Raw genomic sequence first — 17,479 nt, 5'->3', positions numbered from 1 at the left:
TATAAAAAATTGTTTACTTTAGTGTCTAAATTATGGAAGTTGTCTATTTACTTACTGCTGAAATTCCTTCGGAATTTCATTGCGCGCAAATCACAACTTTCCATATGCAAAACGTTGCCTACAATTGCAACGCTCAATTCAAAACGTGTAAAACCGAAAATAAAAATCACAGATTTTAAGCTAACTTTATTAGTCTTTAGCTAACGTAAAGTACACAGTTAACCTATTCAGAATTTTAGCCAGATTGCGGATCTAAAATACCGATTAAATACCTGATAGTTTTTCGCAATTTTTTTTAGAATTTTAAGTTAGTAAAAGCCAAAAAGTACGTAATACAGAATTTCACTCAGACGTAACAACGACGTAAACCGAATTAGTTTGTTGCTCGAAAAAATAAAAATTAAAAACTGTAGACAACACAGCATATAAAAAATTGTTTACTTTAGTGCTTAAGTTATGGAAGTTGTTTATTTACTTACTACTGAAATTCCTTCGGAATTTCATTGCGCGCAAATCACAACTTTCCATATCCAACACGTTGTAACACATTTGACCAAATCAAGAAAATGCAGAAATTCAAACATTGGAAAGAGTTTATTAACCGAGTTTTAATCGACTGCGGAAAATTTGAAAATCCAAAAACTGAATTTAAAGGAGATGCGGAAATTGAAACTTTCAAATTAATTGAGGAAAATTCTCTGACTGAAATTCGAATTGGATATTTAAAAGATAATTTACTAATTTATTTACATATTTTCAATCCGACAGTTCCAGGATATAATAAATATGTGGAAGGAGAATATTTTTATAAACACGATTTTAGTGAAGATGGAGAAACTTACGGAAATCCAGCGTTGGAATTTAATGAACAGAATCGGAATGGAATTCTCTCAATACTTGAAAGTGGATTGAAAGGAAAAGAAGTACAATTCGTGAAAAACGACAAAATTCTGAAATCGAAACTTTTCATTTCGCAATATGACTCGAACTTTAACTATTCTTATGACTTCACAAAAAGAGGTTTTTGGAATAAAATATTCGGTCAGAAAATTGACAAAATGGACGGAATTCAGAAGAGAGAAATAGAACTGAATAAAATATTTAGCGGAATAAAAAACGTGTTACAACACCGTGTATAATTAATGGCTGGTTCTCGCCTACTTACGAAAATCCTCGCGGATTTTCTATCTGGTTTTTATTTGCTAAATTAGGTGCTTAAACACGCCACTAATCATACACAATCACGTTGTAACACATTTGACCAAACCAAAAAACATTGAGTAAATTAAGAGAATTAATAGACGAAATCACGGAATTTGGAATTAATCCAAAAGTGGAACTGACGGCCAAAACTGATGTCCTGAAAAAACTGTTAGTTGGAATTTACTCGGAGTTTCTAAAAGTGGAATTTGAATTTGACGAAAAGGATTATGAAGATGAACCTGATTTAGATTTTAAAAAAATCCTAGAAAATGTTAAAGCAAATTTTCCCGATTTTGGTTGGTATAGTTCAGTTTTGGACTCAAATAAAATGGAACCAAATATTAAAATTGGAATTGGAGACGAATTAGATGATTTAGCCGATATTATAAAAGATATGATGGATGTAAAATGGCGATTAGAAAATACCAGTAAGAATGATGCTCTATGGCATTTTGAGTTTCATATGCGAACACATTCTGAACAGCATTTAGTGGATTTATTAAAGCGACTAAAAGAAAGAGACGATTAAAACTTTGGAAGATAAAAAATACATAACATTATCTGAATTTCACTCTGACGTGAAAAAATCAATTAATCTAATTGGTAATTCCACAAAAAGTCTTGAAAACAATGAACTTTTGAATTTACTCACTCAAAACGGAATTGAAGAAAATAACGCAGTTGAGATTATTATTTTTCTACCAATTGCATTCGTGCGAAAAATGTTGCCGAATATAAACTGGAGAAAAAACTATATTGAACAATACTCTGACCGAAAACAAATAACTAAAAACTTTTCAGATAATGAGCAGTATGGAATAATAGAAAAAGAAACTGAAAGTTATTACAATAGAAATCCGAAAAGCGAAACGATTTTGAACATTGCTGGTCGAAGTGCTGAATTTCGAGCAATAAATGAACTTCTATTAAAAGATGATAAAGCAAATATTTCCGATATTAATTTAACGGAAAATATAATATTAAGAACTGAATAAAAACGTGTTACAACACCGTGTATAATTAATTGCTTTGGCAAGTGCTTATTTGGAAAATTCCTTCGGAATTTTCTCGGGTTCGTATTTGTTTACTAAATTAGTTGCTTAACCACGCAACTAACCATACACAATTCCGTTGTGGTACATTTCCCAAAACCGACATAATTAAGATGATTCAAACCAAACATTGTGATATATGCGAACATCCGAAAAGGGATTTGAAAAATGGCTTGACTTGCGGTTTGACCAATAAAAAACCTGATTTTAAAATTACCTGTCCTGACATTTTATTGGATAAAATATTTCAAGAAAAGTTAGAAAATGTAAATCTGGAACTGAAAAGATTGAATGAAAAGAAAAGTAGAAAATATTGGACTTTCTACTTACTCATTGCAATCGGATTTTTACTCATAATCGGAAATGAATTTTATGCTGACATTACTCTTTCGAAAAGTGTAATACGTTGGAAATTCAGAGCGAGCGCAATTGGAGCTGGAATTACAATTTTGATATTTGCATATTCTAAACTTAACAGATTTAGAACAAAACTTAAAGCATCGGAATTAGAAAAAAGCAAAATTGACTCGGTATTGGAAAAATATGGAATCGAATATGAAATGAATATTGAGTATAAAGAAAAAGTGCACGGAAATCAGAATGTCGAAGTCACAACCGAATATAAAAACTGGACGAAAAAACGTACCACAACACCATGTATAATTAATTGCTAGTTACTTGCCTGCTTGCGAAAATTCCTGCGGAATTTTCTCGCGTTCGTTTTTGTTTACTAAATTAGTTGCTGAAACACGCAACTAACCATACACAATAACGTTGTGCATAATGTATGAAAACAGAAATCATAATAAAAATTTGAAGAAAAAAGAAACATTTTGGCTAATTGGAACAATCCTCTTTGTGATTGTTTTCTTCTTTGGATCATCAGGATTTAAGAATTTTGATTTAACTGGAAGTGCTGATATAAATCTTCATGAAACATATTACGTTGTTCCTTCAATTCATGTTTTTATTTTAACAGCTACTCTGATTTTTTTTATGATTTACCTAATCCGAATGGTAAGACGGAATTTTAAAAACCTGACTGCAAATCTGATTTTTATGATTTCAAACATAACTTTGATTTTGATTTTCACATTTCTCATTATCCTTGCAAATGGAATGAGAGAAATCCCTGGAACGACAGAATATCCACCTTTGAGTGGAGGAATTATTGAAAACGCTGGAAACGGATGGAATGATGTTTATTATGTTTTATTAGTAATACAATTGATTTTAATAATTCTGCTGACATTAAGCGGAATAAAAACAGGACTGAATTATAAACGAGCGGAATAAAAAACACTATGCACAACAACGTGTATAATTAATTGCTTGGTCACTGCCGACTTACGAACATTCCTACGGAATATTCTATCTGTGATTTATTTGCTAAATTAGTTGCTTAACCACGCAACTAACCATACATCTAACCGTTAGCAAAAATTTAATAATCATGCCTAAAATTCTTATTGGCTTAATATTTTTAGGATTACTTATTTTTATTTTAATCGAAAACTATAAAGGAAATCGAAATGGAAAAAAGTTTAAGAAAAATGAAATTGAAAGAAAAATTGAAACAGAACGAATAAAAAAAGAAAAAAAAGAGGAAGAGGAAAAAGAAGAACAAGAATATCTTCAAAAGATTGAAATTTCATATATCCCATATCGTGAATTAGTCAAAAACAAAGATTATATAAATAAACATTGTACTTCTTTGAAAGATTTCAAAATTAATTCAGAAATTGATGATTTTGACTTATATAAATTGGCAATTTTAAACAATATTGAATTGCAAATTGGATCTGGTTGGAATAGATTAGTATTAGATTTAGTAATTGAATTATCGAACAATGGTTGGGACTTAAAAGTAGATTGTATAAAGGAAAAATATGGTGGCTTAAGTTTTTATATCGATCATAAATTTTTCAACATAGTTGAAAATTATCATTTAGAGTCTTTTGAAGTTTGTGAATCATGTGGAAGACCTGGTTACTTGAGAAGTTATAAAAACATCATTTATACTGCCTGCGACACTCATGGTATGGCTCCAAAACAATTAAGAAAGAAATAAACATTTGCTAACACCGTATATAATTTATTGCTAGTTCTAGCCTACTTACGAAAATCCTCTCGGATTTTCTATTCGGTTTTTATTTACTAAATTAGTTGCTTAACCACGCAACAAACCATATACAACAACGTTGTGGGTAATGCGGGAAAAAAAATTACGATATTGAATGGGAATTTTGGATTGGTTTTTTGAGGATGAAAGTCTAAAGAAAAAAAGAGTTTTTATCAGTTTTGCAATAGAAGATATTGAATATAGAGATTATCTTGTAGAACAAGCACGAAAAGAAAACTCACCCTTCGATTTTATTGATATGTCAGTAAAAAAGAAATGGAAACAAAACGAATGGAAAATTAGATGCAGAAGAAAAATAAAAGGTTGTGATGGTGTAATAGCACTTTTGAGCAAACGAACCCATTTAGCTCACGGAGCAAGATGGGAAATTAAATGTGCAAGAGAAGAGAATATAAAAATCATCGGAATGCACATACAAAAAAACAATAAAGGAGCAGTTCCTATCGAATTGAAAGGAAAAAGAGTAGTTGAGTGGAACTGGGCAAACATAGAAAAATTCATAAATAGATTATAAACAATGGCAAATCCAAGAGCATTCATTAGTTTTGATTTTGACAACAATAGTGGAGAACGTATTTACTTTACTGGTCAATCAAAGAATAGTAAAACACCATTCAATATAGAAGATTGGTCTTCTAAAACCGTTCTACCACAAAATGAATGGGAGAAATTAATTAAAGAAAAAATAGCAAAATGCCATTTTCTAATTGTTTTAGTTGGATTAAAAACTTCTACTGCAACTGGTGTAAAAAAAGAAATAGCATTTGCTAGAGACCAAAATGTTCCTGTTTTTGGAGTTTATGTTGGTGGAGCAAACACAACAACAGACTTACCGACTGGTTTACAAAGAAACAGAACAATAAAATGGACTTGGGATGGAATTGCATCAGCAATAGACCAAATGATGACAGAAGGTAAAAACAAATAAAATGAGAAAAGCTTTAGTAGTAGGTGTAGATTATTACGATACAATAAATGGCTTATTTGGTTGCGTAAATGATGCTTATGCTATGAAATCTGTTTTAGATAGACATAGTGATGGCACAAAGAATTTTGATGTAAATATTGAAATTGCAACTGGACCAAAAGCTCGAATAGAAAGAAAAGAACTAAAAAACAAAGTAGAAGAACTTTTTAGAGATAAAAGTGACATAGCACTATTTTATTTTTCTGGTCACGGTTATATTGAAAGTACTGGTGGTTATTTAATAACATCAGAATGCAAAGACGGAGATGATGGATTACCAATGAATGAATTATTGCAAATTGCAAATAGTTCGCCTGCAAGAAACAAAATAATCATATTAGATTGTTGTCACTCTGGAGTAGCTGGTAATAGTTCGCCAAATGAAGATAAAGCAATTATCAAAGAAGGAATTACTATTTTAACAGCTTCAAGTGCTGAACAATATGCAATTGAAGAAAAAGGTTCAGGAGTTTTTACAACATTGTTCATTGATGCAATGAATGGTGGAGCATCAAACCTTGTTGGAGATATTACACCTGGTAGCATTTATGCACATATCGACCAATCTTTAGGTTCTTGGGAACAGAGACCAATATTTAAAACAAACGTTACAACATTTACAACTTTAAGAAAAGTACAACCACCTATAGAACTTTCTGACCTTAAAATGATAACCGAATTATTTCCGAAAAAAGGACAGGAATTTCAACTCGACCCAAGTTTTGAACCAGAAAGCAATAGTCCAGATGATGACAATACAGAGAAATTTGCATTACTTCAAAAATTCAATAGAATTAACTTGGTAGTTCCTGTTGGTGCAAAACATATGTATTTTGCTGCGATGGAAAGTAAATCTTGTAAATTAACAATTTTAGGAGAACATTATTGGGATTTAATAACCAAAGAAAGAATATAAGAACAGAAAGCACTACCCACAACACCGTATATAATTTATTGCTAGTTCTAGCCTACTTACGAAAATCCTCGCGGATTTTCTATTCGGTTTTTATTTGCTAAATTTAGTACTTAAACCACGCAACAAACCATATACAAACACGTTGCCTACAATTGCAAAACTCAATTCAAAACGTGTAAAACCGAATATAAAAACCACTGATTTTAAGCTAACTTAATTAGTCTTTAGCTAACGTAATGCACATAATTAACCAATTCAGAATTTTAGCCAGATTGTGAATCTAAAATACCGATTAAATGCCTGATAGTTTTTCGCGATTTTTTTTAGAATTTTAAGGTAGTAAAAGCCAAAAAGTAAGTAATACAGAATTTTACTCAGACGCAATATTGACGCAAACAGAATTAGCTTGTTGCTCAAAAAAGTAAAATTTAAAAACTGTAGGCAACACAGCATATAAAAAATTGTTTACTTTAGTGCTTAAGTTATGGAAGTTGTCTATTTACTTACTGCTGAAATTCCTTCGGAATTTCATTGCTCGTAAACACAACTTTCCATATGCAACACGTTAGCCACAATTAAATGCAGCACCTACAACTAACAAGAAAAGAAATAGATAGACTGACTGAAATTAAAAATTCAGTTCAAAAACTTGTTGATGAAGTAGAAAAACAAAGAACTCATCTTGAGATATCTGAAAACCACAATGTTTTTATACAAAGAAGAACTGAATATGAAAACCGTTGGAAAAAATACAAAAATCAAATTTTTTATATTGTAAACGATTCAGAATGGAAAAAAAACCTACCAGAATGGATTGCCAAATTATGTATAGAAAAAGAAATAAATAAACATCATTATTTGGATATTTCTGCTCTAAATGTTTTTTTACACAATCTGTTAGTTCTACAATATCCCACAATAACTGAACCGACAACTCGTATGATTAATGCAATTTTTACCGAACAAGGTTACGAAAATGGAATTTCAACCATTAAAGAATTATACAAAGAAGAGAAAGACAAAAATATAAAGTCTGAATTAGAAAAACGAATAAGTAGTTATCAAGTCTTTTCAGAATACAAAACAGAATTAATTGACAACGCATTGAAAAATGAAAATAGCATTTCGGAATGGGCTAATTCAAATCGATTGACATCTGAAAAAAGTTACGAAATATTGCTTGAGTTTTATACTTCAATAGATTACATCGATAAAACTAAAGATAATCGAAAAATTGACGATGAACTATGTAATGTTTTAGATGATTTGTGGAGTAAAAAAATGAAGAAATAACTGTGGCTAACACCGTATATAATTTATTGCTAGTTCTAGCCTACTTACGAAAATCCTTGCGGATTTTCTATTCGGTTTTTATTTGCTAAATTACTTGCTAAACCACGCAACAAACCATATACAACAACGTTGTAGCCAATTTGAGAAAATGAAAAACTTTCGACTAACTTTAATTACTAAAAACCAAAATTCTCTTGATAAAGGGAAAAAGTTTGCGGAATTGATATGCGAAACTCTGAATTGTGAAAACGGATTTGAAATCTCAAAATATGAGAAACTGAAAAACTCATACCGAATTGAAATTATTGGAAAAATAACTGACCAAAATAATTCGATTTCGGAATCAATTGAATTGACTGACAGAATTTGTTCGCCTTGGATTGTAAATTTTGACCGAACCGAAAATGACGTGGAACTGATTTTTAATAAATCGGAATTAACTAATTATCGGAATGTGAATTTCAACACTCTGAATTGGGCAAATTTCGAAATAAAAAAATAATAAAAACTACTATTAAATGAGTATTGAGGTTCCATTTATAATTCTGATTCTTGCCATTCCAACCTACTTTTTATCCAAATGGATTTTAAAAAGACTGAATTTAGGAAATGAGAAGAGCAGAAAATTAATTGCCTTAATTCCGACTATATTTTTTAGCCCGATAATTTACATTGGACTTATTTATTTGTGGATATTTTCAGCATCGTATTATCCATCAAATGATTTTGACAAACAAGAATGGGAAACAAATGTTGAGGAAAGATATAAAATGTCCGAAGACATTATTGAAAGTAAAATACTAATTGGAAAAACGAAAGAAGAAATAACAAAATTATTAGGACAAGATTTTTACTCATACAACGAAAATCACATTGCGTATGAACTTGGATTTGTTCCTGGACTTTTTAATATTGACCCAGACGTTTTGGACATATATTTTGAAAACGGAAAAGTAACAAAAGTTGAACAACATCAAACTTAACGAAAATAAAAACTGGCTACAACACCGTGTATAATTAATTGCTTGGTCACTGCCGACTTACGAACATTCCTGCGGAATATTCTATCTGTGATTTATTTGCTAAATTAGGTGCTGAAACACGCAACAAACCATATACAAACACGTTGCCATTCATTGTGGCTCTGAATTTTCCTGAAATAGGTTGACTAAAAATTAAGCAATTAATTACAGTCACTTATGAAAACAAAAAATGAACACCGGCTAAAAAAAAGCTATCAAAAAGCTACTTTAGAAACCAAACTTTTAGTCGTTGACCAAATCTTAAATGGTCAGATTTCAAACAACCAAGCTTCTAAAAAATATGATATTCCTAGAACAACTATTTCTTATTGGTTAAGAAAATACAGTACCTTAGTGCAACAAAAAATGGGTATAAGCAAAAACGATGAGATTAAAAAGCTAAAGGAGAAGATTGAAGAGCTTGAGTTTCAAAAAGACTTCCAACAGGACATTATCGCTGATATGGAACTTATTACAGGAGTCGATATGTCAAAAAAGTCATTACCCAAAACATTAGCAAAAGAGATAGAGCAAAAGAAAAAACAGCGTATAAAAGAAAATGGCTCTATGGATGTTTTGGGATATCTAAACAAGCCTTCTACAAAAGACTAAGAACGCAACAGAAAAAAGAAATAGATCATCAAAAAATGATCAAAATGGTTAAAGACTACCGTAAAAAAGTAGGCTCTAAAACTGGTGGAATAAAACTACACAAGGAGTTAAAGAAAGACTTTATTAATGCTAGTATCAAGATAGTTAAAGACAAGTTCTATCGCTTCCTAAGACTAAATAATCTTTTGATTCCAAAAACTAAAAATTACATCACAACTACAAACTCAAACCATATGTACAAAAAGTATAAGAACCTTGTAAAAGGCCACGTTCCTAATCGACCGGAACAACTCTGGGTTAGTGATATCACTTATATTAAAACAGAAAACGGACACAACTATCTAGCGTTAGTCACAGACGCCTATTCTAAGCAAATTATGGGTTACAAACTTGATAATCATATGAGAACATCGCTTTGCTCAGATGCGCTAGCTATGGCTATTAAAAACAGAAAATATCCTAATCGAAAACTTATTCACCATTCAGATAGAGGATTCCAATACTGCAACCCCAAATACACGCAGTTTGCTGAAGATAATGGAATTGCAATGAGTATGACTGAACAATACGACCCTTATGAAAATGCAGTAGCAGAACGCATTAACAGAACTCTTAAATACGAATACGGGCTAAAACAAAACATTAAAAACACTGAATTAGCACAAAAAATGACACGACAAACGGTGTATATTTATAACAATTTGAGAAACTATTTTAGCCTGAATCTCAGAAAACCTACTGAAGTCCATCTGAATCCAAACATTAAATACAAATCCTATCGAAAAAATAATGTAAATTTACCTGAACTAACGATTTAAGAATGGACCTAGTTCAAACTATTTTTTTTACCTTCTAAACGTCTAAAAAAAATCTTTTGAACTGGAAAATATTAACAAAAAAAGGTCAACCTATATCAGTATAATACAGTTTTAACTTTCCTGTATTAGGGTCCCGATAAGAAAAATAAACATACCAACGTTTTTTGAGGTCTCCGTTTGCTGAGTAAATCTTAGGGGGAGAATAATTTTTTTTCAAAGTTAAATCGTATTCAATTTCGTATTCATTTTGCAATTCTTGTGCAAGATAATCAAAAATAGTATGCATAAAAAAACGGTTTAGCGAAAGCCAAACCGTTGTTTTTGAAGTAATTCCAATTAGTAGCGGGAACTGGACTCGAACCAGTGACCTTCGGGTTATGAGCCCGACGAGCTACCTACTGCTCTATCCCGCGATTTTTATTTCCGAAGATTATCTTAGCTTTTAACTTTCGATTCATAATATCGACCTAATCGTTTCGGACTGCAAATATACAACCCTTTTTGCATATTACAAGCATTATTTCAACTTTTTTTATTGCTCAATATTAATGGCTTCAAAACCAATAAGTTCAGCCTCCTCAAATTGTGGAGAAATTTGAATTGGATTGCAACACACCTCGCAATCCTCTACATAAGTTTGCTTAGTTACACTTGGATCTAGTAACATTGATATGGTTTCCCAACAATATGGACATTGAAAATAGTGTTCAAACATAACTTACTTTTTATCAAAAATAAAAATAGCCAACCAAAGGTTGACTATTTTAAATATATTTTAACAGAAAGTTATTCTTGGTTTAAAACAACTTCTGAGTCTTCTAAAAATAATGCCATTTTGTTTGGCGAGTCGTCCACTACTGTAAGATAATCATTATTTAGTAAATTATCACTTACCATAACTAATTTTAAATTAGATAATTGAGATAACTCAAAAGGTAACGTTCCAGACAACTTATTGCTTGATAACACTAACTCTTCAAGGTTTGACAATTCGGCAATGCTTTCTGGAATTTGACCCTCTAATTGGTTATCTAATAAGCTTAATTTTTTTAATGATTTTAAGTTACTAATATCAAAAGGTATTGTTCCACTTAAAAAGTTACTTCCTAACTCTAAGTTACGTAATTTAGTTAGACTTGTAATTGACTGTGGAATTTCTCCTGTAAATTGATTACTGTATAATGCTAAAGATTCTAAATTAGAAAGGCTACCAATCCAGTTAGGAATTTCTCCATCAAATTGATTTAAAAACAATTGTAAAGAATACAAGCTTTGCATGCTAGACATAGTTTCTGGCAGATCTCCGGATAACTTATTAAAACTTAGATTTAATACTTGTAAGTTGCTTAATTGTGCTATTTCTGAAGGTATTGATCCTTGTAGATTATTAAATGACAAATTTAAACTTACAATTTTAGAATCTAAAATTGTAACGCCATGCCAAGTATTTATTGAGGCATCAAGATCCCAAGTAGTATTCCACTCTGGTCCATTAGTATTATTATAAAGTGCTATTAAAGCTTCTTTCTCAGAATTTGATACACTTGCGAATGCTACACAAGCAAAAAGAAACATCACTAAAGTTAATTTTATCGTTTTCATGTTAATGATTTAGGATTAACTACATCAAACTTAACACAAAAGAGGTTAAATGACAAATTATTTCGATTAAATGCATTAAACATTAACATTTAATTCGAAATTTAACTCCATTTTACAAAACTAAAGTCAATATCTCGTCGTTCACTAAAATTCTAAACCGTTTTAAACGATTGAAAATAAAAACTTTAAAACTTCACATTCAATAATTCACCGCTTAATTGTAGCAATTGTAATTCTGCTAATTTAGCTTCATATTTTGCTTGGTTTCTACTTAATTCCGCATTAAGTAAGTTAAGCTGAGCTTGTCTAAACTCGATTGAATTAACTTGACCAATTTTAAATTGCTCTTGCGTACGTTCAAAATTACTTTCTGAAGTTATAATATTTTGTTGTTGTATTGTATATATATTTAGCTTATTGTAGAAATCTTCCCAAGCATTTTCAAAATCTCTTTCAATACCTATTAAGATGTTTTGTTTTTGAAGTTGTTGCGTCTCTAGATTAACTTTAGCATTTTTCACTCTAGTTATTGTTCCGCCTCCATCAAACAAATTCCATGTTAAATTTAAACCTCCAGATAAGCCTGTATTTGTACTAACTGCTACAAAAGATGCTGCATTATTATTGTTTTTATTCCAACCGTAAGTTCCATTTAAGCCTACTGTTGGCAAGTAGCCTGATTTACTTGATTTAATATCCAATTGGCTTATTGCAATATTTTTATCTGTTTGAAGTAAAGCTACATTTCTAGTTCTTGCTTTTTCAAATAAGCTATCTTTTTGAAACTGTAAAGTAAAGTCTACTGCTGTACTAACAGAAAAATCCGATTCTAAAGCATTACCTAATACAACATTTAAGTCACGCTTTGCATTTTTTAATTGTTGCGTAGCAGAGATTATATTTATACTGTCGTTATTTATATCCACTTCGGCATTTAAAACACCTAATTTAGTATTTTGACCGTAATCAAATTGGTATTGTGCACGTACTAATCTATCCTTTGAAACATTCAATGTTTCTGATAAGGCATCTAAATTTTCTGTAAGTTGTGCGACGCTATAATATACAGAAAACAACTGTGTAATTGTATTTTCAATAGTCTCTCTGGCTTGCAAATCTGATAATTGGTATTGTTCTTTTAAGCTTTTATAATTATAACGTCTACCTAAACCATCAAATAGTGTATAATTTAAGCTCACTGAAGCATTATACCTATCACTTTCTGCTCCATTTAAAACGGTTGATGTTCCGTTTGAAAATTCAGCTTCGGTGTTATCTAAATTATAAGTTGCTCCTGCATTACCTGTAAGTGTGGGTAAAAAACCAGAATTTAAAATGCTTGTATTATTTTCGGCAACTCTAAGTGCGTTATTCGCTATTTTAATTCCGTAGTTATTTTCTAAAGCTAATTTTACAGCTTGTTCTTGTGTTAAAACATCTTGCGCTTTACCTATGGTAACACAACAAAATATTGCTATAACTAGATTGTAATTAATGCTCATTTTCTTCATTTTGTTCTTTAATAGCACGTTCTACTTCTTCTTTAGTTACCTCATTACCTGTGTACAACCATTTAGCTTTTTGCTTAATAGTATTACTAAACGATAAAAATAAAGGCAACACTAATAAGGTCAAAACAGTTGCATATGCTATACCAAAAGATATAGAGATTGCCATAGGTTTTAAAAATTGTGCTTGTCTACTTTTTTCTAATAGCAAAGGTGCTAATCCTGCAATTGTAGTTAAAGACGTTAGAAAAATGGCTCTAAAACGTGATTTTCCAGCTTCAGAAATTGCTACATCAAACGTCATACCTTCTTTTAAGTTACTATTAAACTTACCGATAAGTACCAACCCATCATTAACCATGATACCTATTAACGCAATTATACCTAATAGCGATAAAATGTTAACCGGAAACCCTAATATCCAGTGTCCCCAAGCTACTGCTGTTAAACTAAAAGGAATTAATAATAACAGTAATATAGGTTGACTGTAGCTTCTAAAAGTAAAAGCTATTGTAATATATATTAGCAATAAAATTGGTATTCCTGCTTGCGCTAAAGAACTTGATAATTTAGTTGCTTCCCTATTTTGTCCTTCAAATGAAGCTGTAATTGTTGGATATTTGGATTGTAATTGCGGAATAAAATTAGCTTTAATATCATCCAAAATATCTGTACTACTTGTACTAGGATCTTTTAAATCTGCAGATACTCTAATTTCTCTTAAACCTTCTAAGTGATTAATTGCGACATCACCTCTTTCAATTGTATAGCTAGCAATATCTTTTAAATTAACACGCTCTCCAGTTGGTGTTAAAATACGCATATCGTCTAAATCGTTAATCGAGTTTCTGTTTGGTCTATCATACCTAACCCAAACTCTAATCTCATCCTGTCCACGCTGAAAACGTTGTGCTTGCACACCAAAAAATCCAGAACGTACTTGAGTCATTACTGTACGTAAATCTAACCCTAAAAGATAAGCACTTTCTTTAAGTTGCAATCTAATTTCTTTAATACCAGCTGGATCATTATCCTCTATATCCTTAAGTAGCGGATTAGTTTCTAAATAGTTTTTCATTTCTATTTTAGACGCTTTAAGCTCTTCGATATTATTACCTAATAACGATACAGATACAGGACTACCACCAAAGTTTCCTCCAGATCCAAATATTAAACGCTCTGTACCAATAACTGGTCCGACTAACTCTCTTAATCTATTAGCAACCATTGACGCTTTAATGGCGTCTGGACGTTCTTCTCCTGGAAGCATATTTAATCTTAAAGATGCGCTAGAACTACTACTTAGTGTCAAAATTGTGTTTTCAAACAATTGTTTATCTGATCCTTTTAAATACTTTTCTGTTAGCTCTTGATTAACTATAAAAGATTTTTCTTCTATCATAGAAATAATAGAATCTGTAACCTTAACATTTGTTCCGTTAGGCATTTCTAGCTGAATGGTAACCGTATCACTAGCTATACTTGGAAACAAAGTTACACCAATAATACCTCCTCCAATAGACCCAAAAGTTAACACTAACAACCCAATAAAAATACCTAAAGACAATATTTTAAACTCAAGTACAAAGTCTAAAGTTGGTGTGTAAACTTTATCTCTTAAAAAGGACATCAATCTATCTCCCGACTTATTAATAAACCTCATTTTACCAAAAAACTGTTTTAGTTTTGATGGATTTTCTTCTTCAACATGAGGTCGTAAAGCTTTAGAATGCGCTAAGTGAGCTGGTAAAATAATTAATGCTTCAACCAATGATACCACTAAGGTTAGAATAACTATGACGGAAACTTCACCAAAAAACTCTCCAATCCTACTATCTAAAAATAAGAATAGCGAAAAGGCTAATAATGTTGTTATAATTGCTGAAACCACAGGAGGAATTACTTCCATTGTACCATCAACAGCTGCTTGAATTGGTCTCTTACCTTTTTCGTAATGTTGATATATATTCTCTGCAATTACAATACCATCATCCACTAAAATACCAATAACAATAATCATCCCAAATAAGGATAATACGTTAATAGTAACATCAAACTGTGCTGCAAAAATAAACATTCCTAAAAATGAAATTGGTAACCCAAAGGCTACCCAAAATGCTAATCTTGTATTTAAAAATAGCGATAGAAATACTAATACCAAAATCATTCCGACAATAGCATTTTCTGCAAGCAACTCTGTACGCTGATTTAATGTAATAGATAAATCTCTTACAATATTTAATTGTGCATTATTATGTTTTTGATTATACGCAATAATGTAATCCTTAACTTTATCTGCAGAGGTTATAAGATCTTCATTATTTGTACTTGTAACAGTAATATTAACTGCTAATTGCTGATTAAAATACGTGGCATTTGGTGTTTCAGAAAAACGATCTCTGACAATAGCGACATCCTTTAAACGCACTACTTTGCCATCTGCTGAAGCTTTGACAATAATGTTAGACATTTCGTCTCCGTAATATTGTTTATTGTTAGCCCTAATCAGATACTCCTCTGCATCTGTTTTTATATTACCTCCTGTTACTAATATATTAGATGTTGATACTGCATTGGCAACATCACTAAATGTTATATTATACGCTAACAAACTGCCTTCATTTACAGCAATTTCAATTTCTTCTTCAGGATAACCAGACACTTCAATTTGCGAAATACCTTCAATAGCACGTAAGTCATTTTCTACCTGACGACCTAATTGTTTTAATGTGGCTAACGGAATGTCTTTTCCGCTTAAAGCGAAAGAAATAGTTTGGCGGACTTCTTCCTGTTTTGAAACGACTAGAGGCTCCATACCTGTTGGAAAGGTTGGCACTCTGTCCACTGCATTTTTCACCTCAAGTAGCATAAAGTCAAGGTTTTCACCTTTTTCAATCTCGACAGTAATTGTTCCGCTATTTTCTCTAGAAACAGAGGTGACACGATCGACACCTTTAAGACCTTTTAAATTTTCTTCGATTTGAAGTACAATACCTTCTTCAATTTCTTGAGGAGATGCTCCAGGATACGCTATACTAACGTTAATAATTTTAGACTCCACTAAAGGAAAAAACGAAGATTTTAAAGACGAATATCCTAGAATACCAAAAACAGCAAATGCTAAAATAAAGACATTAACTGCTACGTGATATTTGATAAAATAAGTGATTATTTTTCTCATTATTCTGCGCTATTGTTTGTTTTGTTATTTTCAACAAATGGCTGTACTAACATTCCTGCATACGCTCCTGGAACGGTACGTTTTAAAATAACTGTTCCGTTAGGTACGTCTTTTAAAACTACTTTAGTATCAGAAAAATGAATTGGTTTAGCTGGCATCACATCCAGCAAACTGTCCTTTATAACAAATATTTCTTGGTTGTCTGTTAGTAAGTTTCGGTCTATCTCAATAGCGTTGTCTATACTTTTAGCATTTAAATTTGCTTCTAAATACATACCTTCTTTAAGGTTACTATCTTCAACTTCAATAAAAGCAGTAACTGTTTGTGTGGTTGCGTCAATACTACCGTTAACACGCGACACTTTACCTGTATAAGATTCTGTTTTATCTAAATTAGTTAAACTAACGGTTTCGCCTACTTTTAAGATATTGGCAAAGCTTTTACTAATAGCAACTTGCATCTCATAAACTGAAGGATTAATAAATTCTCCTAGTTTTTGACCATTTCTAATTAAAGAACCCTCAGTAACTAAAGCCTCAGTCAAAATCCCATTAAAAGGTGCAGATATTGTGTACTTAGATAAGCGTTGTTCTAAGTTTTTTACATTGTAGTAATTAGTTATAATGCCACGACCAGTAATAAAGTAGTTTTCTTTATCTGATGATATTTCTGGTAATTTTGGTGTGGTTTTGTTTAAGTCAAAACTAGTCAAATAGCTTTGCCATTTTTGAAACACATCTGGAAAATCCAAACGTAAATCTGGCATTATTGCAGCTATAGAGTTGTATAAATTACTTTTTGAAGATTGTACACTAGCATAATACTCTGCAGCATCCACACGAATTAAGGTTTGACCTTTGCGATAGTTTTGACCTGGTTTAAAAAGGTAACTACCATTACGAAATATACCTTGTACTTCCGAGTAAAGCTCCACACGTTGCTTAGCTGTTAAGTTTCCATTTGCAGCAATTACAATAGGTATAGTCGTATTATTGACCGTATCTGTAAATACAGTTTTAATAACTTTAGCTGCTATAGGCTTTGGTTTATTTTTATTATCTACTAAAGATTTAGAAATAAAAATGGCAGCAATAATAAATAAAACACCTAAGATTGATAGTATAATTTTGCGCATGTACTTGGTTTTGACGGTAAGACCAC

18 protein-coding genes and 1 tRNA gene are annotated in these 17,479 nt (G+C 31.3%); 13 read left to right on the top strand and 6 right to left on the bottom strand.

The features are described 5' to 3' along the window. The first annotated feature begins 566 nt into the window (after positions 1-566). The 13 genes from V6251_RS13290 (at position 567) to V6251_RS13230 (ending at position 10,026) form a co-directional block, all read left to right on the top strand. Positions 567-1,139, top strand: coding sequence for a hypothetical protein (locus V6251_RS13290; RefSeq protein WP_341588614.1), 573 nt, complete (start codon positions 567-569; stop codon positions 1,137-1,139). Positions 1,140-1,276: 137 nt separating this feature from the next. After that, positions 1,277-1,732: a DUF5063 domain-containing protein gene (locus tag V6251_RS13285; protein ID WP_341588613.1), complete on the top strand. Its 456-nt coding sequence runs from the start codon at positions 1,277-1,279 to the stop codon at positions 1,730-1,732. Between the two features lie 4 nt (positions 1,733-1,736). Next, a complete protein-coding gene (locus tag V6251_RS13280) occupies positions 1,737-2,198 on the top strand; it encodes a hypothetical protein (protein WP_341588612.1) in 462 nt (153 codons plus the stop codon). A 170-nt stretch (positions 2,199-2,368) separates the two neighbouring features. Beyond that, complete coding sequence (locus tag V6251_RS13275) at positions 2,369-2,929, top strand: hypothetical protein (RefSeq protein WP_341588610.1); 561 nt, start codon at positions 2,369-2,371, stop codon at positions 2,927-2,929. A gap of 139 nt (positions 2,930-3,068) precedes the next feature. Then, on the top strand, positions 3,069-3,551 hold the full coding sequence (locus V6251_RS13270) for a hypothetical protein (protein ID WP_341588608.1): 483 nt from the start codon (positions 3,069-3,071) through the stop codon (positions 3,549-3,551). Between the two features lie 157 nt (positions 3,552-3,708). Further along, positions 3,709-4,326, top strand: coding sequence for a hypothetical protein (locus tag V6251_RS13265; protein WP_341588606.1), 618 nt, complete (start codon positions 3,709-3,711; stop codon positions 4,324-4,326). 166 nt (positions 4,327-4,492) lie between these two features. Beyond that, positions 4,493-4,912: a TIR domain-containing protein gene (locus V6251_RS13260; RefSeq protein ID WP_099570556.1), complete on the top strand. Its 420-nt coding sequence runs from the start codon at positions 4,493-4,495 to the stop codon at positions 4,910-4,912. 3 nt (positions 4,913-4,915) lie between these two features. Continuing rightward, a complete protein-coding gene (locus V6251_RS13255; protein WP_341588604.1) occupies positions 4,916-5,326 on the top strand; it encodes a TIR domain-containing protein in 411 nt (136 codons plus the stop codon). A 1-nt stretch (position 5,327) separates the two neighbouring features. Further along, complete coding sequence (locus tag V6251_RS13250) at positions 5,328-6,281, top strand: caspase family protein (RefSeq protein WP_341588602.1); 954 nt, start codon at positions 5,328-5,330, stop codon at positions 6,279-6,281. A gap of 579 nt (positions 6,282-6,860) precedes the next feature. Beyond that, positions 6,861-7,574: a hypothetical protein gene (locus V6251_RS13245; protein ID WP_341588601.1), complete on the top strand. Its 714-nt coding sequence runs from the start codon at positions 6,861-6,863 to the stop codon at positions 7,572-7,574. A gap of 518 nt (positions 7,575-8,092) precedes the next feature. After that, a complete protein-coding gene (locus tag V6251_RS13240; protein WP_341588600.1) occupies positions 8,093-8,557 on the top strand; it encodes a hypothetical protein in 465 nt (154 codons plus the stop codon). 216 nt (positions 8,558-8,773) lie between these two features. Next, positions 8,774-9,208: a helix-turn-helix domain-containing protein gene (locus V6251_RS13235; RefSeq protein ID WP_341588598.1), complete on the top strand. Its 435-nt coding sequence runs from the start codon at positions 8,774-8,776 to the stop codon at positions 9,206-9,208. Beyond that, positions 9,097-10,026 (top strand): IS3 family transposase, encoded by a 930-nt coding sequence (locus V6251_RS13230; protein ID WP_341588617.1) that lies wholly within the window; start codon positions 9,097-9,099, stop codon positions 10,024-10,026. The genes V6251_RS13235 and V6251_RS13230 overlap by 112 nt, the downstream gene beginning before the upstream one ends. Positions 10,027-10,366: 340 nt before the next feature. On the opposite strand, the gene V6251_RS13225 is transcribed toward V6251_RS13230, so the two are convergent. The 6 genes from V6251_RS13225 to V6251_RS13200 all read right to left on the bottom strand — a co-directional run bounded on the left by V6251_RS13225 (position 10,367) and on the right by V6251_RS13200 (position 17,453). Continuing rightward, a tRNA-Met gene (locus V6251_RS13225) sits at positions 10,367-10,439 on the bottom strand. Positions 10,440-10,558: 119 nt separating this feature from the next. After that, positions 10,559-10,741, bottom strand: coding sequence for a CPXCG motif-containing cysteine-rich protein (locus V6251_RS13220; RefSeq protein WP_341588597.1), 183 nt, complete (start codon positions 10,739-10,741; stop codon positions 10,559-10,561). Positions 10,742-10,812: 71 nt separating this feature from the next. After that, complete coding sequence (locus V6251_RS13215; RefSeq protein WP_341588596.1) at positions 10,813-11,628, bottom strand: leucine-rich repeat domain-containing protein; 816 nt, start codon at positions 11,626-11,628, stop codon at positions 10,813-10,815. A 185-nt stretch (positions 11,629-11,813) separates the two neighbouring features. Then, the gene (locus tag V6251_RS13210; RefSeq protein WP_341588594.1) at positions 11,814-13,130 is read right to left on the bottom strand and encodes a TolC family protein; all 1,317 of its coding nucleotides are present in this window, start codon (positions 13,128-13,130) and stop codon (positions 11,814-11,816) included. Then, positions 13,120-16,317 carry an efflux RND transporter permease subunit gene (locus V6251_RS13205; protein WP_341588593.1) on the bottom strand — a complete coding sequence of 1,066 codons (3,198 nt, stop codon included), beginning with the start codon at positions 16,315-16,317 and terminating at the stop codon, positions 13,120-13,122. The genes V6251_RS13210 and V6251_RS13205 overlap by 11 nt, the downstream gene beginning before the upstream one ends. Beyond that, a complete protein-coding gene (locus V6251_RS13200) occupies positions 16,317-17,453 on the bottom strand; it encodes an efflux RND transporter periplasmic adaptor subunit (protein WP_341588592.1) in 1,137 nt (378 codons plus the stop codon). The genes V6251_RS13205 and V6251_RS13200 overlap by 1 nt, the downstream gene beginning before the upstream one ends. Positions 17,454-17,479: the final 26 nt, after the last annotated feature.

The organism is Olleya sp. Ti.3.14 (assembly GCF_038154885.1).
Taxonomy (GTDB): domain Bacteria; phylum Bacteroidota; class Bacteroidia; order Flavobacteriales; family Flavobacteriaceae; genus Olleya.
Note: the sequence above shows the minus strand (reverse complement) of the source record. Positions and strands in the feature narration are given on the sequence as shown.